The following is a 22,916-nucleotide window of genomic DNA, read 5'->3' on the forward strand; positions in this document are numbered from 1 at the left end:
CTGCGCGCGCGGGGTAGCTTCGCTCCGTGACACTTCCCCAGTGGTGGTACGACGAGCTGCGCAGCCTCGCCGTGCGCTCGCGCCAGGTGGTGTTCCTCTCGGCGTTGACCGGTGCCATCACGGGGGTGGCCGTGGCCGCCTACGAGAGCATCGTGGTAGAGGTGCTGATCGAGACCGTGCTCGAGGCGCCCGTTTGGGCCCAGGGCCTCATCCCCGTGGTCGGGCTGGCGCTCACGGCCGTGATCCTGCGCTACGGGGGGCCCAATGCCACGCCCTCCACCTCCGATGAGTACATAAAGAAGTTCCATGACCCGGGCACGAAGCTGCCGATCCGCCAGGCAGGCGCACGGCTGCTGGCCTCGGTGGCGACCCTCGGCTCGGGTGGTGCGCTGGGTCTCGAGGGTCCTTCGATATACATGGGTGCCACGATCGGGTCGCGCATCCACTACCGGCTGCCCCCCAAGTTCCGTGGAAACGCCCGCACCCTGCTGGTCGCGGGAGCGGCGGCCGGCGTTGCCGCGATCTTCAAGGCCCCTGCGACCGGGGCCCTGTTCGCCCTCGAGGCCCCCTACCGCGACGATCTCGGCCGGCGGTCCCTGCTTCCCGCTCTAGTTGCCGCCGCGTCGGGTTACCTGGTGTTCGTGACGATCAAGGGCACGGCGCCCTTGTTGCCCATCGAGGGACTGCGCGGGTTCGAGGGAAAGAACCTGGTCGCAGCGGGTGTGGTCGGCGTGCTCGCCGGGTTGGCCGCGCGGGGCTTCTCTGCGGCAATGCGCTGGGCGAAGAGGTTCGCCACCGACACCAACCCGGCGGTGCGCGTCGCGTTGTCGGGCATGGCGATCATCGCCGCCTTCGTGGCCGTGAGGCAGGTGGCCGACGAAAGCCTGACGCTCGAGAACGGCCTGGGGGTCGTCAACTGGGCGCTCGATCCGAGCCTCGCAGTCTGGTTGCTGGTGGTGGTGTTCGGGCTGCGGTTCATCGCCACCACGGCCTCGGTCGCTGGGGGCGGTGTGGGCGGCCTGTTCATCCCACTGGTCGTGGCCGGCGCATTGCTCGGCCGGGCCGTCGGCGGCCTTGCGTCGTCGTCGGAGGAATCGCTGTTCGTGGTCGTCGGCATCGCGGCGTTCCTCTCGGCGGGCTACCGGGTCCCACTCGCGGCAATCATGTTCGTGGCGGAGACCACGGGCCGGGCCACGTTCGTGATCCCGGGAGTGATAGCGGCTGTGGCGGCCGAGCTGGTGGCCGGCAACTCATCGGTGACCGCGTACAAGCGGGCTCCCGACTACCTCGGCACCTCCGAGAGCTGATCCAGTGCCTGCGGGCCAATGCCCCGGCGGTTCCTAGACTGCCGCCCATGAGCGTGTCTGAGACCTTCGACGATTCCGCGTGGCGAGAGGTGGAGGGCTTCGAACTCACCGACCTCACCTACCACCGCGCGGCCGACTGTGGTGTGGTGAGGATCGCCTTCGACAGGCCCGAGGTACGCAACGCCTTCAGGCCCAACACGGTCGACGAGCTGTACCGCTGTCTCGACCATGCCCGGCAGAGCTCCGACGTGGGTTGTGTGTTGCTGACCGGCAACGGCCCCAGCCCCCGAGATGGTGTCTGGTCGTTCTGCTCCGGTGGCGACCAGCGGATCCGAGGTCGCGATGGGTACCGCTACACGGAGTCGGATGACTCCGGCGCCCTCGCCGAGACCGCCGAGGCGATCGACCCCGCTCGCACCGGCAGGCTCCACATCCTCGAGGTCCAGCGTCTGATCCGCACCATGCCCAAGGTCGTCATCGCGGTGGTGAACGGCTGGGCAGCCGGTGGGGGGCACAGCCTGCACGTGGTGTCGGACCTCACGCTTGCGAGTGAGGAGCATGCGCGCTTCAAGCAGACCGATGCTGATGTCGCCAGCTTCGACGGGGGCTTCGGTTCCGCCTACCTGGCACGACAGGTGGGCCAGAAGTTCGCCCGGGAGATCTTCTTCCTCGGCGATGAGTACAGCGCGGCGGATGCCCACCGGATGGGCATGGTCAACGCGGTGGCGCCGCACGCCGAACTGGAGGGCCTCGCACTCGAGTGGGGGCGCAAGGTGCTGGGCAAGAGCCCCACGGCGCAGCGGATGCTGAAGTACTCGTTCAATCTGATCGATGACGGGCTCGTCGGCCAGCAGGTGTTCGCCGGTGAGGCGACGAGGCTCGCCTACATGACAGATGAGGCTGCCGAGGGCCGCGACTCCTTCCTCGAGAAGCGCGACCCCGACTGGTCGCCCTTCCCCTGGCACTTCTGAGTCTCGGTTGCTTTGCTGGTGCTGAATCACCCCAGGGGTGATTCAGCACCAGCAAAGCGAGCGCGAGCTCAGTCGAGGGTCGAGATGCGCTTGGCGCGGCGGAGCCGCAGGAGCACCGGGAAGCCCCACATGAACGTGGACAGTCCCCAGCGAACCGGGTGCTCGAGGCCGTTGTTGCGCGCTGCGCGCCACGCGGCGGCACCTTCGAGCGCATGGAGCGCCACCGTGCCCGTGAACAGGCCCCGGATGGTGTCGCGGCTGATCGAGCGGCCGGTGGCCTCGTCGAATGCCTCCCACGCGTTGTCGTCGATGCTGACCACCGCGGAGGTGCCGACACCGACGAGCACGAGCAGTCGCCAGAACAGGTTGGGTTTGCGTGAGCTTGCCGCCATGGGGCCGAAGGTAGCGCGCTGCGGGCCGCCCTGGCGGGCCGTGGTCGAGGCGACGCGGGACTGCCCGGGTGTCCACTGGTGCCTTTCGGCCACTCTTGGCGCACCACACCTCACTCAGGCCTGGTGAGTCGATGTTCACATGGGCCATGTCCTCCCAGCACCCGCAGGGTCTCGCCATCTGCGATCCTGAACGGTGTAGATCTAGGGCGTGGACGATCGACGTGTACTCGTGACCGGCGCAGGGTCAGGAATCGGTGCGGGCATCGCATCGGTGCTGGCCGATCGAGGCTGGCAGGTGGCGGTCAACGACATCGATGTCGATCCCGCCTCGGAGATGGCAGCCCAGGTCGACGGGGTGGCAGTCCCCGGTGATGTGGGGTCCGGAATCGAGGCGATCGTGGATGGTGCGGCCGAGGCCCTGGGTGGCCTCGATGCACTCGTCTCCAACGCCGGGATCCACCGGCGCACCCCGCTGGCGGAGGCGACCGCCGACCAACTCGACGACGTGTACTCGGTGGACCTTCGGGCGGTCGTGCTGGGAGCGTCGGCAGCCCTGCGCCATATTGCCCCCGGAGGAGCGATTGTGAACGTCTCCTCGATCGCGGCCATCACGCCGCAGATGGGGGTGGGGCTCTACACCGCCGCCAAGGCGGGCGTGAGCGCGTTCACAGCCCAGGCTGCGGTGGAGTTCGCGGACCGCGGCGTGCGCGTCAACGCCGTCGCTCCGGGGATGGTGCGCACCGCCATGGCCGAGGCCGTCTACGCCGATGAGGCACTGCACGAGAGACGCCGCGCGATGGTGCCTTCGGGGCGGATCGGCACTCCGCAAGACATCGGCAGGGTCGTGGCCTTCCTGCTGTCCGACGACGCGTCATATGTCAACGGACAGACGATCGTGGTCGACGGCGGGTTCACCAACGTGCTGATCGACCAGCTCCCGCACCCAGAACCTTCGTAACCGCTGTGCATCGAGCGGGCTCACCAGGGTGTGAGCAGACGCCACTCGAGCACGATGCCGAGCGCCATGGTCACCGCCGCCCAGCCCGCCCGGGGACGCCAGTGGCGGATGGACGAGGCGGCGAGCACCACCCATGGCACCGCGGGCAGCCAGATCCGCTCGACCTCACCCTTTGACATCCCCGACAGGTCTGCGATGGCCACGCCGGCGAATGCACCACCGACCAGCCACCACAGCTCGCGCCGGCGCAGCGTTGCGATCCCTCCGACCGCCGCGGGGCCGATCACGATCAGGAACGCTGCGAGGTTGGAGAACAGGAAGTACCACCAGGGCCGCACGCTTCCGACGCCGGCCAGGTACTCGCCGCGCACCGCGGAGACTCCTTCGATCCAGTCGAAACCGGCCAAGACCATTGCCACCGGCAATACGGCGGCGCCGGCCAGCGTCACGCCGGCCTCGACCCCGCGCCGGCGGGCGATCAACACCACCCAGAGCACGCCCAGCGGTCCGAGCAACACGACGGCACCCCACGACATGCAGACGGCGCCACCGGCGAGAACCCCAGCTCCGCCGCCGGCCACGATCGCGGCCCACCCCCGTAGCGCGACTGCGAGCGCGGCGAGGGCGATCGCCCAGGCGATGACGGCGGTGAACAGGGCGTCCGACGAGGTTGCGATCCAGATTGCAGCCGGCGCCATCCCGACGAACACAGCCGCCCGGCGTGCTGTCGCCTCGTCGGCCAGGGCACGCACGGCGATGAGCACGGCCGGCCCGGCGGATGCCGCGATGGCGAGCACTCCGAAAGCCATCCACGCGTCTGTCGGCAGCACCTTGTCGAGTCCCCAGAAAGCCAGCACGGCGCCGGGTGGGTGTCCGCGCACATGTGTCGGCAGCTCCGCGATGCGGTCGATGAATCCGGACACGAACTCCGCTGGCGAGTCGATCTCACGCGCCAACGGCAGGTACTCGAACCGCTCCTCGACGAGCGGGTCGACCAGACGGCTCGTTCCCCGCATCGCCGCGAGTGACGCGGGCCAAGCGAGTCCGAGCAGCCATGAGCCACCCAGCACGAACCCCCAGCGGATGTGGCCCACAACCCGTGCCCACCACAGGGGGACAGCGAGTGCGAGGCCGATCGCCGCGGCCACCGCCGGCCACCAGGCAGAGGGTTCCGCACCGGTTCCGATCGCCCGCCACCATGCGTACAGCGGCGGTGCTCCGAGGTGCAGTATCCGGCCGTCGGCAAGCAACTGGTCGCCCCACCAGCCGGCCAACGCCACTACCAGAGCAGCCAGGCCGACCACGACGACCCTGCGGCGGGCGTCGCTGCTCACGTCGACCTGCTGTATGGCCGTCACTCGTGCACCGGCGCTCGCATCGGCGCCGAGACGAACTCGGCGAAGCCGTCCGCGGGCATGACCGCAGCGCTGAATCCGATGGCCCGCTCCGCTGCCTCGGGGCTGCCGACCACGTGGCGCACATCTCCGAGCCGGTAGCCACCGACGACTTCGGGTTGGATCCCGCGGCCGTCAGCAGCGCACAGCTGGCTGGCCGCCTCGAACAGTGTCATCGGCTGCCCCGAGGCGACGTTCAGCGGACCGTCGTGGGGAGCCGAAGCCTTGAGCGCCGCGAGGTTGGCGGCAGCGACGTCCCTCACGTGCACGAAGTCGCGCAACTGCCCGCCGTCTTCGAACACTGCGGGCCGGCGCCTCTCGCGCAGCGCACTGGCGAAGATGGACATCACTCCTGCATAGGGCGTGTTGCGTGGCATCCGGGGCCCGTACACGTTGTGGTAGCGGAGAGAGGTGACGGCTTTCGCGTGCTCGCGTGACCACGCCGAGGCGAGGACCTCCTGGTTGAGCTTGGTCATCGCGTACACGTTGCGCGGGTCGGTCGGAGCGCTCTCGGTCACCGGTTCCGGTGCCAGCGGGGCACCGCACTGCGGGCACGGAGGTTCGAAGTCGCCGGCATCCATCACCTCCGGGACCCGCGCTCCTGGCCTGACGACCCCGTGGCGATCGCATCGGTATCGGCCCTCGCCGTACACGACCATCGAAGATGCCTGCACGACCGGGCCTTCGAAGCCCGACTCGTGCAGGGCCGACAGCAGCACTGTCGTGCCCACTGTGTTGTTGGACACGTAGTCGCCGGCGTCGCCGAAGTCGACGCCGAGTCCCACCTTTGCGGCTTGGTGGCACACAGCGTCGGCGCCCGGAAGGAGGTCCGTCCATGTGGCGGGGTCGCGCACATCGCGCTCATGCCACTGCGCGCCTTCGGCCAGCCATCCGGGCCTCTCTTGGTGGGCGCCGGGATCCAGATTGTCGACCGCCACTACATCGTCGCCCTGGGCCAAGAGGGAGTCCACGATGTGCGACCCGATGAAACCGGCAGCACCGGTGACGATGACCCTCATGTCGCCACCACCTGACGTGCAGCACACTGTTGGACGTGATCGATGTGATCCTGCCGGCACTCGACGAGGCCCGCGCCCTGCCTTCGGTGCTGGGCGCGATGCCTGCCGGCTACCGGGCCATCGTGGTCGACAACGGGTCGAGTGATGGCACCGCCGGTGTTGCCGCCGAGTGCGGGGCGACGGTCATCCAGGAGCCGGTGCGGGGGTTCGGCTCGGCCTGTTTCGCGGGCCTCACCGCGGCGGACGCCGACGTCGTTTGCTTCATGGACGCTGACGCCAGCTTCGACGCGAGCCAGCTCCCGCGGGTGGCCAACCCTGTCGTGGCGGGCGTGGCCGACCTGGTGCTCGGTGCGCGGGTCGCAAGTCCCGGCTCGTGGCCCTGGCACGCTCGGGTGTCCAACCGGGCGCTTGCCTTCGAGTTGCGCCGACGCACCGGAGCGAGGCTGACCGACCTGGGCCCCATGCGGGCGGCGAAGCGGCAAGCGCTGCTGGACCTGTCGCTGGTCGACCGCCGCTCCGGCTGGCCACTCGAGATGGTGCTCGCGGCAGGTGCAGCTGGTTGGCGGATCCAGGAGGTCGGAGTCGACTACCGCCCGCGCGTCGGACAGTCGAAGGTGACCGGCACATTCCTCGGCACGGCCCGCGCCATTGGTGACATGGGCGGGCTGCTGGCCCGGCACCGGGGCTGAGCAATTCAACCGGTAGCTCCATCGGTGGTGGCGAGGGGTATCTCGACGGTGAAGCAGCAGCCACCTTCGTGGTTGGCCACGGCGATCGACCCTTCCTGGGCTTCGGCCAGACCCTTGGCGATGGCGAGGCCGAGCCCCCCACCTGCATCGGAGCGCGAACGCGCGGCATCCCCACGGAACGCGACGTCGAAGACCTGCTCCAGGTCGTCGGCGGGTATTCCTCCGCATTCGTCGATCACCGACACCGCCGCAGTGCGCGCGGTTGTCGAGACTTCGACCGACACGACTCCGCCGGCGGGCGTGTGGCGGATCGCGTTGTCGAGCAGGTTGCCCAGCACGCGGACCGTCTCGGCCTCCGATGCGCACACCGTGGGCAGGTTCGCGGAGTCAACGCCGGACGGAAGCCGTAGGTCGACCCGGGCGGCCTCGGCGACAGGGCCCGCGCCCCTGGCACCGGCAAGCACGAGGTCGGCCAGCGACACCGCACGGGCATCGACCCCCGCCAGACCCGAGGTGACCCGGCTCAACTCGAACAGGTCGTCGACAAGCTGGGCGAGTCGCGACGTCTCCTCGCCTATGGATCGCAGGTAGCGGGCCACGTCCTCGGGCTCGGTCACCACCCCGTCCTCCATGGCCTCGGCCATCGCGCGGATGCCCGCGAGGGGACTGCGCAGGTCGTGCGAAACCCACGCGACCAGCTCCCGTCGTGACCTCTCCAGTGTCAGCTCCCGCTGGTGTGCCTCGGCGAGCCGGTCCGCCATCGCAACGAGGTCGTCTCCGAGGCGGTCGAGCTCAGCCACCTCGGAGTGGGTCGACGCAGGGCGTTCACCGCGAGCCAGTTCCTCGCTCAGCTCGGTCAACTCGGTCACGTCGCGGTCGATGCGGCTGCCGAGCTGCCACGCCACTGCCAGGCCGGCGCCGGTGGCCGTGGCAACGATGACCCCGAGTGCGGTCAGGTCATGAGCAGAGATGAACATCGCCCTGGCGCCGACGACCACGCCCACCGTGGTGGCGCTCACCGACACGAGAGCGACAGCAGCCGTGTGTGTGGCGATTCCGCTGCTGTGGCGCAACCGCGTGACCAGCATGACCACGAGCACGGCTGCAGCGGCGCCACCGAGGGCAAGCGCGACGAGGCTCACCGAATCCCTGGCCGACGCACCGCCGATCCACGCGAGAAGCGCTGCGACCGCCACCGCCGCAGCGAGTATCGCCAGCGGCATCCACTTGCGTACCCGCGGTCGGCGCGCCGGCCTCATGGCTCGAAGCGGTATCCACCCGCCACGGTCACCAGGTGCCCGGGTGCTGCCGGGTCCGACTCGACCTTCGTTCGCAGACGGCGTACATGGACGGTGACGGTCGCGGTGTCGCCCCATGTCCATCCCCAAACTGCCTGCATCAGCTCCTCGCGCGAGAAGGCGACCCTCGGGTTGCGCATCAGGTGGGCGAGCAGGTCGAACTCCTTGACGGTCAGGTGGACCGCCTCGCCGTCGACGGTGACCTCGCGTGACATCGGGTCGAGCTTCACCGCCCCGGCATGCAGGGCGGGCAGGTCCTTGTCGGAGCCGGGGGTGCCGGCTTCGCTTCGCCGCAGTACCGCGCCGATCCGCGCGGTGAGCTCGCGCGGGGAGAACGGCTTGGTCACGTAGTCATCCGCTCCCAGTTCGAGTCCCAGCACCCGGTCGTCCTCGGTGGAGCGGGCGGTGAGCATGACCACGGGAATGGGTGCGCTGCGCCTCAGCCGCTGGCACACCTCGAGACCGTCGATGCCTGGAAGCATGATGTCGAGCACCACGAGGTCGGGCTGCCAATCGAGCGCCTTCGACAGCCCGGACTCACCCGTGCATTCCACGGCCACGTCGTAGCCCTCGCGGCTCAGGTACCGCGACACGACCTCGGACAGCGTGTCGTCGTCCTCCACCACGAGGATCCGCCGGTCCTGCCCGGCAGCGGTTGCCATGCCTCAGATGCTACGGCGGCGAGCATGCCGCACGGCTGCGTGGGCGCTTTGTTCAGCGATCCGTAACAAGTTCTGCCGCCCTGGTTCAGCCGCCGCTGGTTAGCCTCGGCAGGGTGATCGACCGGATCGACGCCCTGGAGGAACGCCGCCAGGTCGTTGCTGCCCGCGACGTGCACTCCGAGCGCCTTGCCGCCCAACTCGGTGCGCTGCTCGGTGCTGCGTTCACGATCTGCCTGGTTACCGGGCTGTTGTCGCACCTGCACCAGTACCCGCCCGACTGGCTTTCGATCCCCACTGTCCCAGCGGGCGCCTACAGGGTGAGTCAGGGGTTGCACGTGGCGACGGGCCTGGCGAGCATTCCGTTGCTGCTGGGCAAGCTCTATGTGGTTTCGCCGCAGTTGCCACGGTGGCCTCCGGTCGACAGCGTGGTCGATGCTATGGCCCGTCTGGCGCTGCTCCCGCTGGTTGGCGGGTCGATCTTCCTGCTGGTGAGTGGAACGGCCAACATCGCCGGTTGGTATCCCTGGGAGTTCTTCTTTCCCACCGGCCACTGGTGGGCCGCATGGCTCGTGCTCGGCGCCCTCATGGTGCACGTTGCCCTCCAGGCCCCCGTGTTGCGGCGCCTCTGGTGGCCGGGCCAGGTGCCCGACCAGGAGCGGGTGCGCTGGGATGACCCCGACGGCCACCGAACCGCGGCACCCGCGCCCGATGACACGTCCGATCCGGAGCGCCCCGTGGTTTCGATGACCCGACGCGGCCTGATCGCCGTGGTGGCCGCCGCAGTGGGCCTGATCACCTTGTTGACCGCCGGCCAGACGTTCCCGCCGTTGCGGCGCTTCACCGCCCTGGCGCCGCGCGATGCGGACTTCGGTCCGCAAGGCTTTCCGGTCAACCGAACTGCTGCTGCGGCGCGTACCGAGGGTCTGGCCGACGATCCCGACTACAGGCTCGTGGTCGTCGATCCGCTGGGCACCGAGGTGCCCTTCACGCTCGAACAGTTGCGCTCGATGACCCAGGTCACCCATGAGCTTCCCATCGCGTGTGTGGAGGGCTGGTCCGCGTCGGTGGTCTGGACCGGTGTGCCCATGGCCACCGTGCTGGAAGCGGCCGGTCTGGAGGCCGGTGACTTCGACGTGGTGGTGCGGTCCGCGCAGGAGAGCGGCCTGTACCGCAGCTCGGTGGTGGGTGCGCCGCTGGCCGCACGGGATGACTGCCTGCTGGCCATGCAGGTCGACGACGAACCACTTCACGAAGACCACGGAGCGCCCGTGCGGCTGGTCGCACCCAACCGACCCGGCGTGATGCAGACCAAGTGGGTCACTCGGTTGGAGGTCGCATGAGCGAGCGACACCTGGCGCGTCCCGGCCCTGTGGCGTGGCTGGTGATCCTGGCCGGCTTCGCGGTGATGGCCTGGTCGATCGCGGGTGTGTTCGCCGAGGCTGAGCGCACCGCCCCGGCCTCCTGGTTCACATGGCTCATCGGCGGAGCGTTGGTTCACGACCTGGTCGTGCTGCCGCTCGTGCTCCTGGTGGGAGCCGGCTTCGCCTCACTGGGACGCCCCGGCCTGGCGCGCAGCCTCCGCTGGGCGGTGGCCGTCGGTGCGATCATCACGGTGGCCTCCATCCCGGTCATCGGGCGCTTTGGCGAGCGCAGCGACAACCCGACCGTCCTTCCGCTTCCGGCCGGCCGCAACCTCGCACTGGTGTGGCTGGGCCTGCTGGTCGCCGCAGTGGTGGTCGGACTCATCTGGGACCGGCGGTTGCACAAGGAGTCCGCGTGACGGCCTCGCTCGAGTGCGCTGACACCGGGCTGCGTACGCCGCTGGCTGTGGGCGACTGGTCGCGCCCGGCCACCGCAGCCGAACTCGAGGTGCTTGAGGCGGTGGAGCCGACGGTGCTGGATGTGGGGTGTGGCCCCGGACGGATCGCGCACGCGCTGGGTGCAAGGGGAGTGCCGTCGCTTGGCATCGATGTTGCACCTTCGGCGCTGCGCTGCGCGTCGCAGGCCGGCGTGGCGGTGCTCGAACGGTCGGTGTTCGACCCACTCCCGGGCGAGGGCCGGTGGGGTACCGCCCTGTTGCTCGACGGCAACATCGGGATCGGCGGTGACCCCGTGGCGCTCCTCGCCCGGGTGTCCGAGCTGGTGCTCGACGGCGGGCGCCTGCTGGTCGAGCTCGGCGCGCCGGGCGCGCGCACGGCAACCACCACCGTGCGCGTCGTGGTCGAGTGCCAGCCGCCCGGGCCGTGGTTCTCATGGGCGACCGTGTCGGTCGACGACGTCGAGCCCATCGCCTGTTGCGCGGGGCTCCAGGTCGACGCGGTGCGTGTGGCCGACTCGCGGTACTTCGCGTGGCTGCGCTGATCGAACCCGGCGCGGTCACCGTGGCGGTGATCGCAAAGGAGCCGTTGCCGGGGCGCGCCAAGACGCGGTTGTGTCCTCCTTGCTCCCCGGCAGAAGCGGCCCGGGTGGCCGAGGCCGCCCTGCACGACACACTCGAGGCCGTCACCGGGGCCAACACGCGCCGGCGCGTCCTGTTCCTCGAGGGTGAGCCCGGCAGTTGGATGCCAACGGGTTTCGAGGTGGTGCCGCAGGTGGACGGCGGCCTCGGTGCGCGTCTCGACGCCGTGTTCGCCCATGTGGACGGGCCGGGCGTGGTCGTGGGCATGGACACTCCCCAGCTCGGGGCGCGGTCGGTCGACGCCGCTTGCCGGGCGTTGACCGACGGGGCGGCCGACGCCGTACTCGGGCCTGCCGCCGACGGTGGCTATTGGACCATCGGGTTTCGCTCACATGTGGATGGCGCGTTCGACGACGTACCCATGAGCCGGGCTGACACCCGGGTCGTGCAGGAGGCGAGGCTCGCATCGCTCGGCCTTCAGGTCGCGGTGGTGCACGAGTTGCGCGACATCGATCACTGGTCAGATGCGCTGGCCATTGCCGGTGAGTTCCCGGACCTGCGAACCTCGGCAGTGGTGCGGTCGATCAGCGGCGCTGCTGGCGACGGAGTTGTGGATGGGAGCGTTGCAGATGGCAGATGAGGACCAGCACGGGAGTGTGGAACTCGTGCGTGCGGCCTGGGTCGTGCCCGTGGAGGGCGACGTGGTCACCGATGGTGCGGTCGCGATCAGCGGAGCGGATCTGGTGGCAGTGGGGCCATTCGGGGAGGTCCGCGCACAGTTCCCCGATGCGCCGGTGGAGCACCTGCGCAGCCACGCCCTGATCCCGGGGCTGGTCAACGCCCACACGCACCTGGGGATGACCATGTTCCGCGGGGTCGCCGATGACCGGACCCTCGCCGAGTTCCTCGACACCGTCATCCCGCTCGAGGGGCGGCTGCTCGGTGCCGAGCGAGTCGGCACGGCGACGCGTGCCGCGCTCGTCGAGTCGCACCTGGGCGGGGTGACCACGGCGCTCGACATGTACTTCTTCGCACCGGCGGTCCTCGAGGCGGCCGAGGAGACCGGCGGCCGTGTGTTCACCGGTCCGGTGATCCTGGACGCGGCCGGCCCCGACGCACCGCCCGGTTCGTGGGACAAGCGTATGCATTGGGCGGCGTCGTTCTTCGACGAGCATCCGGCCGTTGACGGGTGGCGACCGGTGGTCGGGCCTCACACGATCTACACCGTCGAGCCACCACACCTGCGCGAGGCGGCAGACCTCGCCCGCTCGGTGGGCGCCGTGATGCACATCCATGCCGGCGAGACAGCGGACGAGGTCGAGATGGTCACGGGCACCTACGGCGCCCGGCCCCTCGAGCTGCTCGGCGACCTGGGCGTGCTGGGCGGTGACACGGTCATTGCCCACGGCGTGCACCTGCTCGACCACGAGATCGAACTGCTGGCCTCCACGGGCACCTCGGTGGCGCACTGCCCGGCGAGCAACCTCAAGCTCGCATCCGGCATCGCCCCGGTGCAGCGGCTGCGCAACGCGGGAGTGACGGTTGCCCTCGGTACCGACGGGGCGGCTTCGTCCAACGACCTTGACCTTCTCGGAGCGGCCCGCCTCGCCGCCTTGCTGCACAAGGCCGCCGGCCCCGATGGGCCCGATGCGACCATTCTGGCCGCCCCGGAGGTGCTCGACATGGCGACTCGCCAGGGCGCCGAGGCGCTTGGCGTCGCCGACCGGCTCGGATCGCTCACGCCGGGGCGTCTGGCGGACGTGGTGGCGCTCGACCTGGACCGGGCGGCCACCCAGCCCGTGCATGACGTGTGCTCCGCGATCGTGTACGCAGCGGGCCGCGACAACGTGACCGATGTTTGGTCATCCGGTCGCCGGGTCGTGCGCGGCGGTCGGCACCAGCTCGTCGACGAGGCCGACGTAGTACGCGACCTGCGCTCCCTCGGTGCCGTCGTCGAGGGGTGATCAGCTCTCTGGTTCGTCCGGCCCGTCGAGTTCGGTGGCGAAGAGGTGTGGGAACACCCTTGACACCTTCGCGGTGAGGTAGTCGCCGTACACCGTCGGGCCCTCGAAGACGCTTTCACCATCCCACCGGGTCGATATGCGCGGATCCCGACTGCCCGCCCCGTCCAACGCTGCGATCGGCTCGACCACCGCGTCCCAGGACGGGTCGAGGAACAGCGGCATGGATATCCGGTCCCTCTCGGGCCGCGACACGCGGTGCGGAGTCGAGCGATACCGCCCGCCGGTGACGCGTTCGATCATGTCGCCGAGATTGCACACGAGTGCGTCGGGATCCGGCGGCACGTCCAACCAGCCGTCGGGACCGTGGACCTGCAGGCCGCCGGTGTCGTCCTGGGCGAGCAGTGTGAGCAGTCCGTAGTCGGTGTGCTCGGCAACGCCCCAGTCCGAGTCGGCGAGGGCCGGTGCCGCCGGGTAGTGGAAGATCCTGAACAGCACGACTGGATCTGCGCACCACCGCTCGAAGTGGTCCTCTGCCAGGCCCAGCCCGAGGGCCATCGCCCGCAACACGACCATGCCCACCTCGCTCACCTGCTGGATCCACTGCTCCACCAGCGGTCCGAGCCGTTGTGGGTGGCTGGGGTGCAGGTTGGGGCCATGCATGGGCAGCTGCTGGCGGACGGCCGGGTGCGTAGCGTCGAGGTGTCTGCCGAAGTAGTAGCCCTCCTTGGCATCCGGCACACCGGAGGTGAGTTCGCCGCCCGGCGGAAACCAGCCGCGCCAGGCCCTCCCTCCGTGCGCCATAGAGACCCGCTGCTTCTCGGCCGCCGGCAGGGCGAAGAACTCCTTCGAGGCGTCCAGGAGGGACCGGCGCAGGGCCGGGTCGATGTCGTGGCCGACCACCTGGAAGAACCCGATGCCCGAGCAGGCTCGCGCGATCCGCTTCACGGCCGAGGACCGTGAAGTAGATGTGCTCCCGGCACCGTGGAAGTCCCGGAGGTCTATTGTCGGAACAAGCATCGGAGTTGGAGCCTTGCACAGTGCTGCCATGGCTTGACGTGGTGCACGCGGGGTAGTCAGACTTGTGGTTCGGTCCTTCTCGGGCGAGTCGGGCCTTCGGAGGGAATCGCTGTGTCTGCACTGCGTTTGCGGGGAAGAATCGGGATCGCGCTGGTTGCCAGCGCGCTGTTGGCCGCGCTGATGGTGCCCGGCGCCGATGCTGCCGTCGTGGCCGAGCCCGGACCGATCCAGATCGTTCCCTACTCGGGCTACCTGAAGCTCAAGGACACGATGATCGACCTCACGCCCACCGGTCTGCCCCAGTGTTCCAACTTCGGAGACGACGACGGCGACAACCTGCCTGACCTCCTCGATCCGGGTTGCGCGGTCGGCCCCAATGGTGAACCGGCCGAGGCTGACGACTCCGAGCTCGTGGCCGGCCACCAGCCCATGGAGGAAACGGTGCTCATCGGCTCGATCGACGCCGATGGCAACGTAGTGATGCCCAAGTCCACGGTCCAGTTCCCAAAGGCGTTCATCGCGGTGCAGGGCAGCGTGGTGACCGCTCAGGTCATCCCCACCCATGACGCCGAGGGCACGGTCAACCCCGTGACCGGCGCGGGCACGCTTCGTGTACGCCTCAGGGTGAAGCTGGAGGGCGCTCCGCTGGGTGTTCCTCTCGGCAACGCCTGCACGATCGGCACCAACAACAACCCGATAGACGTGACCTTCACGACCGGAGTGAGCACGGCCCCCAATGGTTCGACCCTCGCCGGCACCTACAACGTCAACCTGGGCATCCTGTCGATCGTCAACAACAACTTCGTAGTCCCGGGCGCATGGGGCTGTGGGCAGTTCGTCAACCTGAACTCGACCATCAACGGCGCCGTCGGTGTGCCCTCCTGGTCCGGCCTCAACGAGGCCAAGCTCGTCGGAGAGGTGATGCCCAACCCGCAGGCCCCGGTCAGCACCACCACCACGGCGACTACGACGACTGCTCCGACGACGACGACTACGACTACGACGACTGCTCCGCCGCCGACGACGACTACGACGACTGCGCCGCCGACCACGACGACTGCTCCGCCGACCACGACCACGACTACGACGACTGCGCCGCCGACCACGACCACGACCACGACCACGACTACGACGACTGCGCCGCCGACCACGACCACGACCACGACTACGACCACGACTACGACGACTGCGCCGCCGACCACGACGACTACGACGACTGCTCCGCCGACCACGACCACGACTACGACGACTGCTCCGCCGACCACGACGACTACGACGACTGCTCCGCCGACCACGACCACCACAACGGTTCCCGGTCCGGCCAGCGATGAGATGTCGGTCGAGATCTCGGGTGCGACTACCTACTCCGCCGGCGGACCGTTCAGCCCGGGGATCGTCAACGTCTCCCAGGGTGGCAACCGTGTCGGTGCCGTCGGCTCGGTGGAAGGCCCCGAAGGTGGGTCTGCCCGCCTCGGAGCCCGCGTCATTCCGGTGCCGTGGCTGAGGCTCAGCATTGGCCGGGTATGGGTGTCTGACCGGTCCGCCGGTGTCCACCTCGTCCTGCCATACGTCGGCCGCCCCAACGTGGATGGTGACACCGTGTCCGGTGTTGCCAAGGGTCTGCAGTGGGTCGACGGGCCGCGGTACGTTGCGCCGGTGGAGATTGCCTGGACCGTCCGCGACCTGGACTGACAGGTGTCGGGTGACGCAGGCCCACTCGCGGGCATCCGCGTTGTCGAAATAGGAGCGATCGGTCCCGGACCGTTCGCAGCCATGGTGCTCGCCGACCTCGGCGCGGAGGTCTTGCGCATAGACCGGCCCGATGCGCGGCCGATCACCCCTGACGCAGGCGTGCCCGATGTGGGTCGGACCAACGGCTACGACGTGCTCAACCGGTCGCGGCACCGGGTGGCGGTGGACCTGCGCTCAGCAGAGGGTGCGGCGCTGGTTCTCGACCTCGTGGAGAACGCGGATGTGCTGATCGAGGGTTTCCGCCCAGGTGTGACGGAGCGCTACGGCATCGGTCCCGAGGACTGCGCCGCGCGCAACCCGGGCCTCGTCTACGGACGAATGACCGGGTGGGGCCAGGACGGACCGATGGCCGAGCGTGCGGGCCACGACATCAACTACCTGTCGCTCTCGGGTGCGCTCGCGCACATCGGCCGAGCTGGGCAGGCGCCCACACCGCCGCTCAACCTCGTCGCTGATTTCGGCGGGGGAGGGATGTTCCTGGTCGCGGGCGTGCTCGCCGCGTTGGTCGAGAGGGCGACGTCGGGCAAGGGCCAGGTTGTGGATGCCGCGATGGTCGACGGATCGGCAGTTCTCATGGCTCCGTTGTTCGGTGCGTTCGCCTCCGGGTTCTGGAGTGCGGAGCGAGGCACCAACCTGCTCGACTCGGGCGCACCGTTCTATGACTGCTATCGCTGTTCCGACGGCGGATATGTGGCGGTGGGGGCAATCGAGGCGAAGTTCTACGCCCAGTTGCTCGAGGGGCTCGGCCTCGCCGGCGAGCAGCTACCGGATCAGCACGACCAGTCCGGATGGACCGAGTTGCGGAGCCGCTTTAGCGAGGTGTTCGCCACCCGCACGCGCGACGAGTGGGATGCCCACTTCGCCGACCTGGAGGCGTGTGTGACCCCGGTGCTCGACATGGGTGAGGCGACGCAGGGCGACCTCGGAGTGCAGCGAGCCATGTTCCCCGAGGTCGACGGTGTGGCACAGCCCGCTCCCGCTCCCCGGTTCAGCCGCACCTCGAACCCCGAGCCGACCCCGGCGGTCGAGATCGACGATCCGGTGGAGGTCCTTTCCGGCTGGGGTATCGACCCAGTACGCGGGGAAGCACTGCTAGACGAGAATGTGATTGGCTAGGGGCGTCCGGTTAACACCGGAAACCACAAGACAGCCTTGCCGCTGTCGCCGAACCTGCCGTACGATCTGCATATACGAAATGCCGTTCCGCTGTGCGGAACGGGGGTGGTGCAGCTGGCGCGGGGCCGGCGGGGAGACAGAGGGAACAGATGAAGCTCTTGGGACGGCTGTTACTGGTAACGGCAATGCTCACCTCCGTGACCGCGTTCATCGGCAACGGCGGAGCCAGTGCCGGCGAGAGCAAGGTCAGGGCCGATTCGGTGACTTGCGGCTTCTTGCTGTTCGGCAATCCGGGTAGTCCGATCCCTGCTTCGAATGTGGACATCACGCTCACAGCCCCGGACTCTGTCCCAACGGGTGGTGATGTCGACTACGAGGTGACCGTGGATGGCGAACCTGGCTTTGTGAATGGGCCGGTTCCGTTCTCCGACGGGCAGACCACCGTGTACCTGGCAGTCAACGGTGACATGGACAACCAGGTCGCGTCCCCCACGCTCCCACTTGGGCCAACCATCCCTGCTGACACCAAGATCGAATTCCCCACCTTCAACGGTTCGCTCGGCCCGATCAACGAGACGACGACACTGGAAGTTGTGCGGGTTCGGTACTTCAACGACCTCGCCTCGCTGAACTGTCCGATCCCCGAGGGCAAGCGCGCCAACGTCACTGTCGACGCCGGTGGCAGCGCAACCACGACCACGACGGCGGCTCCGACCACATCGGCGGCTCCGACCACAACGGCGGCTCCGACCACGACGGCGGCTCCGACCACGACGGCGGCTCCGACCACGACGGCGGCTCCGACCACAACGGCGGCTCCGACCACAACGGCGGCTCCGACCACAACGGCGGCTCCGACCACGACGGCGGCTCCGACCACAACGGCGGCTCCGACCACAACGGCGGCTCCGACCACGACGGAACCGCAGCCTGGTCAGGCAACGCTCGTATCTGAAACGCGTGCGGTCAATTACCTGTGTCAGGTGGTCTACGAGAGCGGCACGACCATTCCCAACCAGCCGAGCCCTGTCGAGGTGACCATCTCGGCGCCGGACAAGGCCACAGCCGGTTCCACCTTCGACATCTTCATGGACATCAAACCGGGGATGCAGAACGGGCCGGTGGAGCTGCCGGCCAATTCGATCTCGGGCATCTACACCTCGATTCTCGTCGGAGACGGTGGGTCGCCGGATCTGCTCGAGACAACTCATCCGGCATATGGGCCGGTTGTTCCGGCCAACGGGTCGATACCGGTGCCCCAACAGGTTGCGCAGGTGACAGCTACCGGCGCTGTTGGTGACACGATCAGCTACAAGCCCGGCACCGTGATCACGAGCACGGTCACCGTGCCAGGTACCGCTCTGACCAGCCCTGGAGCCGTCACCTGTGATGCCACCGTGGAGGACTTCGGGTCGACCGAGATCGTCGAAGAAGAGCTGGCCGATCCCACCGGCCCGCCACCAACGGCACCGCCCGCTTCCACGACGACCACCACTACAGCGGCGCCAGCCGGTGACAGCGGTACGACTACCACCGCAGCGCCGATCGCGCCGGCGTCGTCCGGTCCGCAGGCGCAGGTGTTGGAGCAGTCGGCCCAGGTCGACTTCGTCTGCACGATCAGTGTGGGTCCGAACCCGCTTCCCGACCAGGACGATCCGCAGACCGTGACGATCAAGACCGTCGACAAGGTCGCCCCCGGCGGCAACCTCGCATTCCAGGTGACCCTCGACCCCGGACCGCGCACCGGTCCCGTGGCGCTGCCCAACGGCGTCGAGGACTTCAAGCTCAACGTGGCCGCCGGTGGAGCCGGCAGCCCGAGCGACGTGGTCGTCTCGGTCGGAAACGTGCCCGGCCGTGTCGAAACCAACTCGAGCATCAAGGTCCCGACCGCCAGCGGTTCTGTCACCGCAGCCGGGGCTGACGGCGACCAGGTGACGCTCACGGTCAAGAGCATGTCGTTCGCGACCTCGAGTCCGCAGAGCACCACCAACTGTGTGGCAGCCAACCCGCCTGTGATCACCACCACCCAGATCGTCGAGGGAGTCGAGGTCGCCGCGGAGACTGCAGAACAGCTCGCCTTCACCGGCAACTCACGTGGATGGCTGCTGCCGTTCGCAGCGCTGCAGCTGATCCTCGGCCTTGGTCTGGTCGCCTTCGCGGCCCGCAACCGTCGCACACGGTCCTCGTGGAGCTACGTCAGGTTCTGATTGCGCCACGAAAGGGACAACCGGGCAAAGCTGGCCGGGCCACCCTGAGTGAACGTAGAGTGTCGCCCAGCTGAACTTGATCCGAACCACAGGGTTCGGGCAACTCGTCTGGGGGGACAATGCAGCGACGCGACCTACTCCGCATGGGTCTGGGCGGATCCGCAGTCGGAGCCGTTGGAACGGCCACGGCATGTGCACCCACGACCGCCCCGACGCGCGTGTTCTCAGAGGGCGTGGCCAGTGGCCTGCACAGCGACACCGAAGTGGTCCTGTGGACCCGCGTGTCGCCCCAGCAGGCCAACGGGCAGTTCACGATCGGGTGGGAGGTTGCCACCGACCAGGGCTTCACCAACGTCGTCGCCTCGGGCAACGCCACGGCGTCGGCCGCCGCCGACCACACAGTCAAGGTGCTCGCGGGTGGCCTCGGCGCCGACCAGCAGTACTGGTACCGCTTCATCCACCCCAACGAAGGCTCAACCGTGGGCCGGGCCCGCACCATGCCCGCACCGGGTGCCACCACGTCCTCGTTGAAGCTGGCATTTGCGAGCTGCCAGTCGTACAACAGCGGGTGGTACACATCGTGGCGCGACATCGCCCAGCGTGACCTCGATGCCGTGCTGTTCCTGGGCGACTACATCTACGAGGCGTTCTCGATCAACCTGCTCGGAGCCGTCCGGGCAGGCGATCCCACAGCCGAGGCCAAGACCCTCAACGACTACCGCACCAAGTACCGGGTCTACCGCAGCGACCCCGACCTCCAGGCCGCCCACGCCGCGCACCCGTTCGTGTCGATCTGGGACGACCACGAGATAGTCAACGACTACGACGCCACGATCTTCAGCACCGATCCGGCACGCTCGTCGGCTGCCTACCAGGCGTGGTTCGAGTACATGCCGACCTGGCCGATCTCCGCCAACCGGATCTACCGCGACCTGCAGTGGGGCAGCGTGGGGTCGATCTTCATGCTCGACGGTCGCCAGTACCGCGATCCCAACACCGCCAACGTGCCCCTGTTCGGCCCGGTCGAGTTGACGTCGTTCGAGGCGGCCACGGGGCGCACCATGCTGGGAGCCACGCAGCGCCAGTGGTTGTTCGACGGGCTAACCGATGCCCAGGCCAATGCAACCTGGAAGGTGATCGGCAACCCGGTGATGATCGCCCCGTTGCGCATGGAGGACCACGACACCCCGGAGGCCCGGGCGGAGAACCCGAACCTGCCCCTTCACGCCGGCCTGTACACCAACCCGATGGACTCCTTCGACGGCTACACGTGGGAACGCGACCAGATTCTCGGGCACCTGGCGGCCAACTCGATCGACAACACCGTGTTCGTGACCGGCGACTACCACAGCTTCTGGGCGGCGACGCTCACATCCGACATGGACGACCCTGTGGCACCCAAGGTCGCCAACGAGTTCGCCGCCGGTGCGATCTCATCAGCAGGTGGCGCGGTCAACGAGAACTACATCTTCAGCAACGCAGCGTGGGGTACCTGGGAGCCCGGGTTCAACTACATCGATGGCCTGCGCAACGGATTCGGCCTGGTGGAATGCGACCCGAGCGAGATGGAGGTCTCGTTCTGGGCCCACAGCGCCCTGTCGAAGTTCTCCCAGCCAGTCGAGGCCGCGAGGTTCACGATGACCGATGGTGATCCGGACCCGGCCATCCAGGTGTTCTGAGCCCGGGCCGGCCAGCGACTCTCAGGTCGTGTAGTCGGCGTTGATGCGCACGTATCCGTCGGAGAGGTCACAGCCGTAGACCTCCCACCGAGCGTGCCCGATACCGAGGTCGACGCCGATGTGGACCTCGCCGCCGCGCAGGTACTCCTCCAGCGCGCCGAGGTCGGCGCCGGCCGCGCTGGGGTAGACCTGCGTGTCGCCGAAGGTGATCCTCACGTGGTCGGGCTCGATGTCGGTGTCGTCGCTGCACTTGCCCACTGCCATCGCGACCCGTCCCCAGTTGGGGTCGGCTCCGTGTACCGCTGTCTTCACCAGCGGTGAGTTGAGCACGGCCTTGGCCACGCGCTTGGCCTGTGTGTCGTCGCGGGCGCCGGTGGCCTCCACGACCAGCAGCTTCGTGGCCCCCTCACCGTCGGCGGCCAGCTGGCGGGTCAGCTCGGTGCACACCGCTGCCAGCTCCAGGTTGAACAGGTGCGGCTCCACCGCGCCGGCTGCTCCGCTGGCCAGCACAGCAGCTGTGTCTGAGGTGGAGGTGTCGGTGTCGACCGACAGGCTGTTGAATGTGCGGTCCACGACGTGGCGGAACCCGTCGTTCAGCTCCATGAGTGGGACCTCGGCATCGGTGAACACGAACGCCAGCATCGTGGCCATGTCGGGCTCGATCATCCCCACGCCCTTGGCCACGCCGACGATGGAAGCCGTTGCGCCGTCTTCTGTGGGCACGGTGGCGAACGCGACCTTGGGGTGCGTGTCGGTGGTCATCATCGCCGTCGCCACGTCCGTGGCATCCCGGAGCGCCGTGGGCTTGGGAAGCTGCGAGATGTACTCGCGGATCCGGTCCATCGGGTAGGGCACGCCGATGACCCCGGTCGAGGCGACGAGCACGTCGCGCTCCTCGCACCCCGTGGCGCCTGCAACGAGCGTGGCCAACTCCCTTGCGTGGCGGTCGCCGGCCGCGCCGGTCGCCACGTTGGCGTTCTTCGACACGACGGCCACCGCCTGCAGGGCGCCATCGGCGGCGTGGTCACGCGACACGGTCACAGACGGTCCGGAGAACCGTGAACGGGTGAACACCGCGGAGGCGGCGCATGGCTGGTCGGCCACGACCACCGCGAAGTCGGCGCTGGAGTCCTTGATGCCGATGTTGCCGGCATGTGCGCTGAAGCCGGCGGGCAGGGGCACTGGTGTCATGGCGGCGATTCTTCCAGACCGCGGCCCACTGTTCGCACGCATATGGCACCTCTGGCATGATCGTCGCCGCGGGCGGGGCGCACCATCGAGGAGTACACGTGACCGAAGCCAATGCAGATCTGGAAGGCCTGAAGGTGCTTGTCACCGGCGGCGCGCAAGGCGTGGGGGCCCGGATTGCAGCCCAGGTCGTGCACGGGGGTGGCACCGTCGCCATCGGGGACATCCAGGTGGACCGCGTCGCCGGGGTCGCCGAGTCGCTGGGCACCGCTGCATCATCGTTCGAACTCGACGTCACCGATGCCGACTCCTGGGCCGAGGGCGTGGCCACGGCTGCCGGCCAGATGGGTGGATTGGACGCTCTGGTCAACAACGCCGCGATCCTGCACCTCGGCCCGCTCGAGGACATGGACCCGGGCCACATCGAGACCCTCATCAAGGTCAACCTGGTCGGCCCCACGCTCGGAATCCGCGCTGTTGCGCCCATGCTGCGCGACAACGGAGGGGGGTCGATCGTCAACATCTCCTCGGTCGCCGGACTCGAGGGACGCAACGCCACGATCGCCTACACGGCATCGAAGTGGGGAGTACGCGGACTCACCAAGTCGTCCGCTGTCGAGTACGGCCGCGACGGCATCCGCATCAACGCGGTGTGTCCCTCCATGGGCAACCCGGAGATGTTCGCCCCGTTCCTCGACCAGTTCGACATCGACCGCTTCATGAGCGGCACGCCGCAACCGAAGCTGCATGTCGACGGCCAGCCACGCGAGACCGAGATGGGCGACGTCGCCTCGATGGTCACCTGGTTGCTCTCGCCCGCTGCGCTGCCGTGCACGGGGGCGGACTTCGTGGTGGACGCGGGTTGGACCGCCGGCACGTTCGCGCCCGGCATGCCGGGGTTCTGA

General features: G+C 68.6%; 19 protein-coding genes and 3 pseudogenes. 14 read left to right on the forward strand and 8 right to left on the reverse strand.

Annotation, left to right across the window (positions count from 1 at the left end; translation table 11 throughout):
* Positions 1-26 precede the first annotated feature (26 nt).
* Both GY812_08610 and GY812_08615 read left to right on the forward strand, forming a co-directional pair.
* The gene (locus GY812_08610; protein MCP4435541.1) at positions 27-1,307 is read left to right on the forward strand and encodes a chloride channel protein; all 1,281 of its coding nucleotides are present in this window, start codon (positions 27-29) and stop codon (positions 1,305-1,307) included.
* A 47-nt stretch (positions 1,308-1,354) separates the two neighbouring features.
* Positions 1,355-2,278, forward strand: a complete 924-nt coding sequence (locus tag GY812_08615; GenBank protein MCP4435542.1) for a 1,4-dihydroxy-2-naphthoyl-CoA synthase — start codon at positions 1,355-1,357, stop codon at positions 2,276-2,278.
* Between the two features lie 68 nt (positions 2,279-2,346).
* On the opposite strand, the gene GY812_08620 is transcribed toward GY812_08615, so the two are convergent.
* On the reverse strand, positions 2,347-2,670 hold the full coding sequence (locus GY812_08620) for a DUF4499 domain-containing protein (protein ID MCP4435543.1): 324 nt from the start codon (positions 2,668-2,670) through the stop codon (positions 2,347-2,349).
* 208 nt (positions 2,671-2,878) lie between these two features.
* Here GY812_08620 and GY812_08625 point away from each other — a divergent pair, with 208 nt between their 5' ends.
* Positions 2,879-3,628, forward strand: a complete 750-nt coding sequence (locus GY812_08625) for an SDR family oxidoreductase (protein MCP4435544.1) — start codon at positions 2,879-2,881, stop codon at positions 3,626-3,628.
* Between the two features lie 20 nt (positions 3,629-3,648).
* On the opposite strand, the gene GY812_08630 is transcribed toward GY812_08625, so the two are convergent.
* Both GY812_08630 and GY812_08635 read right to left on the reverse strand, forming a co-directional pair.
* Positions 3,649-4,962 (reverse strand): hypothetical protein, encoded by a 1,314-nt coding sequence (locus GY812_08630; GenBank protein ID MCP4435545.1) that lies wholly within the window; start codon positions 4,960-4,962, stop codon positions 3,649-3,651.
* A gap of 20 nt (positions 4,963-4,982) precedes the next feature.
* A complete protein-coding gene (locus GY812_08635; GenBank protein MCP4435546.1) occupies positions 4,983-6,041 on the reverse strand; it encodes an NAD-dependent epimerase/dehydratase family protein in 1,059 nt (352 codons plus the stop codon).
* A gap of 35 nt (positions 6,042-6,076) precedes the next feature.
* On the opposite strand from GY812_08635, the gene GY812_08640 reads away from it, so the two are divergent.
* On the forward strand, positions 6,077-6,730 hold the full coding sequence (locus tag GY812_08640) for a glycosyltransferase family 2 protein (GenBank protein MCP4435547.1): 654 nt from the start codon (positions 6,077-6,079) through the stop codon (positions 6,728-6,730).
* 5 nt (positions 6,731-6,735) lie between these two features.
* Here the strand turns inward: GY812_08640 and GY812_08645 are convergent, their stop codons facing one another.
* Complete coding sequence (locus tag GY812_08645) at positions 6,736-7,989, reverse strand: HAMP domain-containing histidine kinase (protein MCP4435548.1); 1,254 nt, start codon at positions 7,987-7,989, stop codon at positions 6,736-6,738.
* A complete protein-coding gene (locus GY812_08650) occupies positions 7,986-8,690 on the reverse strand; it encodes a response regulator transcription factor (protein MCP4435549.1) in 705 nt (234 codons plus the stop codon). The genes GY812_08645 and GY812_08650 overlap by 4 nt, the downstream gene beginning before the upstream one ends.
* 170 nt (positions 8,691-8,860) lie before the next feature.
* Between GY812_08650 and GY812_08655 the strand changes: the two genes are divergently transcribed.
* From GY812_08655 to GY812_08675, 5 genes and pseudogenes are all read left to right on the forward strand, one after another.
* Positions 8,861-10,030 (forward strand): molybdopterin-dependent oxidoreductase, encoded by a 1,170-nt coding sequence (locus GY812_08655; protein MCP4435550.1) that lies wholly within the window; start codon positions 8,861-8,863, stop codon positions 10,028-10,030.
* Positions 10,027-10,470 (forward strand): hypothetical protein, encoded by a 444-nt coding sequence (locus GY812_08660; protein ID MCP4435551.1) that lies wholly within the window; start codon positions 10,027-10,029, stop codon positions 10,468-10,470. The genes GY812_08655 and GY812_08660 overlap by 4 nt, the downstream gene beginning before the upstream one ends.
* Positions 10,471-10,583: 113 nt before the next feature.
* Positions 10,584-10,823, forward strand: a pseudogene (locus GY812_08665) (methyltransferase domain-containing protein).
* A 119-nt stretch (positions 10,824-10,942) separates the two neighbouring features.
* A complete protein-coding gene (locus GY812_08670; protein MCP4435552.1) occupies positions 10,943-11,728 on the forward strand; it encodes a DUF2064 domain-containing protein in 786 nt (261 codons plus the stop codon).
* On the forward strand, positions 11,718-13,052 hold the full coding sequence (locus GY812_08675; GenBank protein ID MCP4435553.1) for an amidohydrolase family protein: 1,335 nt from the start codon (positions 11,718-11,720) through the stop codon (positions 13,050-13,052). Before GY812_08670 ends, GY812_08675 begins: the two co-directional genes overlap by 11 nt.
* Here the strand turns inward: GY812_08675 and GY812_08680 are convergent, their stop codons facing one another.
* Together GY812_08680 and GY812_08685 are read right to left on the reverse strand one after the other, a co-directional pair.
* Positions 13,053-14,069, reverse strand: a complete 1,017-nt coding sequence (locus GY812_08680; GenBank protein MCP4435554.1) for an isopenicillin N synthase family oxygenase — start codon at positions 14,067-14,069, stop codon at positions 13,053-13,055.
* Between the two features lie 947 nt (positions 14,070-15,016).
* Positions 15,017-15,244: pseudogene (locus tag GY812_08685) on the reverse strand (hypothetical protein).
* 157 nt (positions 15,245-15,401) lie between these two features.
* Between GY812_08685 and GY812_08690 the strand changes: the two are divergent.
* The 4 genes and pseudogenes from GY812_08690 to GY812_08705 all read left to right on the forward strand — a co-directional run bounded on the left by GY812_08690 (position 15,402) and on the right by GY812_08705 (position 20,823).
* On the forward strand, positions 15,402-15,761 hold the full coding sequence (locus GY812_08690; protein MCP4435555.1) for a hypothetical protein: 360 nt from the start codon (positions 15,402-15,404) through the stop codon (positions 15,759-15,761).
* A gap of 3 nt (positions 15,762-15,764) precedes the next feature.
* Entirely contained in the window at positions 15,765-16,937 is a 1,173-nt protein-coding gene (locus GY812_08695; protein MCP4435556.1) for a CoA transferase, read from the forward strand.
* Positions 16,938-17,632: 695 nt separating this feature from the next.
* Positions 17,633-17,860: pseudogene (locus GY812_08700) on the forward strand (hypothetical protein).
* Between the two features lie 1,403 nt (positions 17,861-19,263).
* Positions 19,264-20,823 (forward strand): alkaline phosphatase, encoded by a 1,560-nt coding sequence (locus tag GY812_08705; protein MCP4435557.1) that lies wholly within the window; start codon positions 19,264-19,266, stop codon positions 20,821-20,823.
* 21 nt (positions 20,824-20,844) lie between these two features.
* On the opposite strand, the gene argJ is transcribed toward GY812_08705, so the two are convergent.
* On the reverse strand, positions 20,845-22,023 hold the full coding sequence (gene argJ, locus GY812_08710; protein ID MCP4435558.1) for a bifunctional glutamate N-acetyltransferase/amino-acid acetyltransferase ArgJ: 1,179 nt from the start codon (positions 22,021-22,023) through the stop codon (positions 20,845-20,847).
* Positions 22,024-22,112: 89 nt separating this feature from the next.
* On the opposite strand from argJ, the gene GY812_08715 reads away from it, so the two are divergent.
* Positions 22,113-22,916, forward strand: a complete 804-nt coding sequence (locus GY812_08715) for an SDR family NAD(P)-dependent oxidoreductase (GenBank protein MCP4435559.1) — start codon at positions 22,113-22,115, stop codon at positions 22,914-22,916.

This window comes from Actinomycetes bacterium (genome assembly GCA_024222295.1).
GTDB lineage: Bacteria > Actinomycetota > Acidimicrobiia > Acidimicrobiales > Microtrichaceae > JAAEPF01.

What these genes read in the sequence shown, in the direction of transcription:
- GY812_08615 (MCP4435542.1), top strand. Translation starts at nt 1,355, where the DNA reads ATGAGCGTGTCTGAGACCTTCGACGATTCCGCGTGGCGAGAGGTGGAG.
- GY812_08620 (MCP4435543.1), bottom strand. Translation starts at nt 2,670, where the DNA reads ATGGCGGCAAGCTCACGCAAACCCAACCTGTTCTGGCGACTGCTCGTG.
- GY812_08635 (MCP4435546.1), bottom strand. Translation starts at nt 6,041, where the DNA reads ATGAGGGTCATCGTCACCGGTGCTGCCGGTTTCATCGGGTCGCACATC.
- GY812_08645 (MCP4435548.1), bottom strand. Translation starts at nt 7,989, where the DNA reads ATGAGGCCGGCGCGCCGACCGCGGGTACGCAAGTGGATGCCGCTGGCG.
- GY812_08650 (MCP4435549.1), bottom strand. Translation starts at nt 8,690, where the DNA reads ATGGCAACCGCTGCCGGGCAGGACCGGCGGATCCTCGTGGTGGAGGAC.
- GY812_08660 (MCP4435551.1), top strand. Translation starts at nt 10,027, where the DNA reads ATGAGCGAGCGACACCTGGCGCGTCCCGGCCCTGTGGCGTGGCTGGTG.
- GY812_08670 (MCP4435552.1), top strand. Translation starts at nt 10,943, where the DNA reads ATGGGCGACCGTGTCGGTCGACGACGTCGAGCCCATCGCCTGTTGCGC.
- GY812_08675 (MCP4435553.1), top strand. Translation starts at nt 11,718, where the DNA reads ATGGCAGATGAGGACCAGCACGGGAGTGTGGAACTCGTGCGTGCGGCC.
- GY812_08680 (MCP4435554.1), bottom strand. Translation starts at nt 14,069, where the DNA reads ATGCTTGTTCCGACAATAGACCTCCGGGACTTCCACGGTGCCGGGAGC.
- GY812_08690 (MCP4435555.1), top strand. Translation starts at nt 15,402, where the DNA reads ATGTCGGTCGAGATCTCGGGTGCGACTACCTACTCCGCCGGCGGACCG.
- GY812_08705 (MCP4435557.1), top strand. Translation starts at nt 19,264, where the DNA reads ATGCAGCGACGCGACCTACTCCGCATGGGTCTGGGCGGATCCGCAGTC.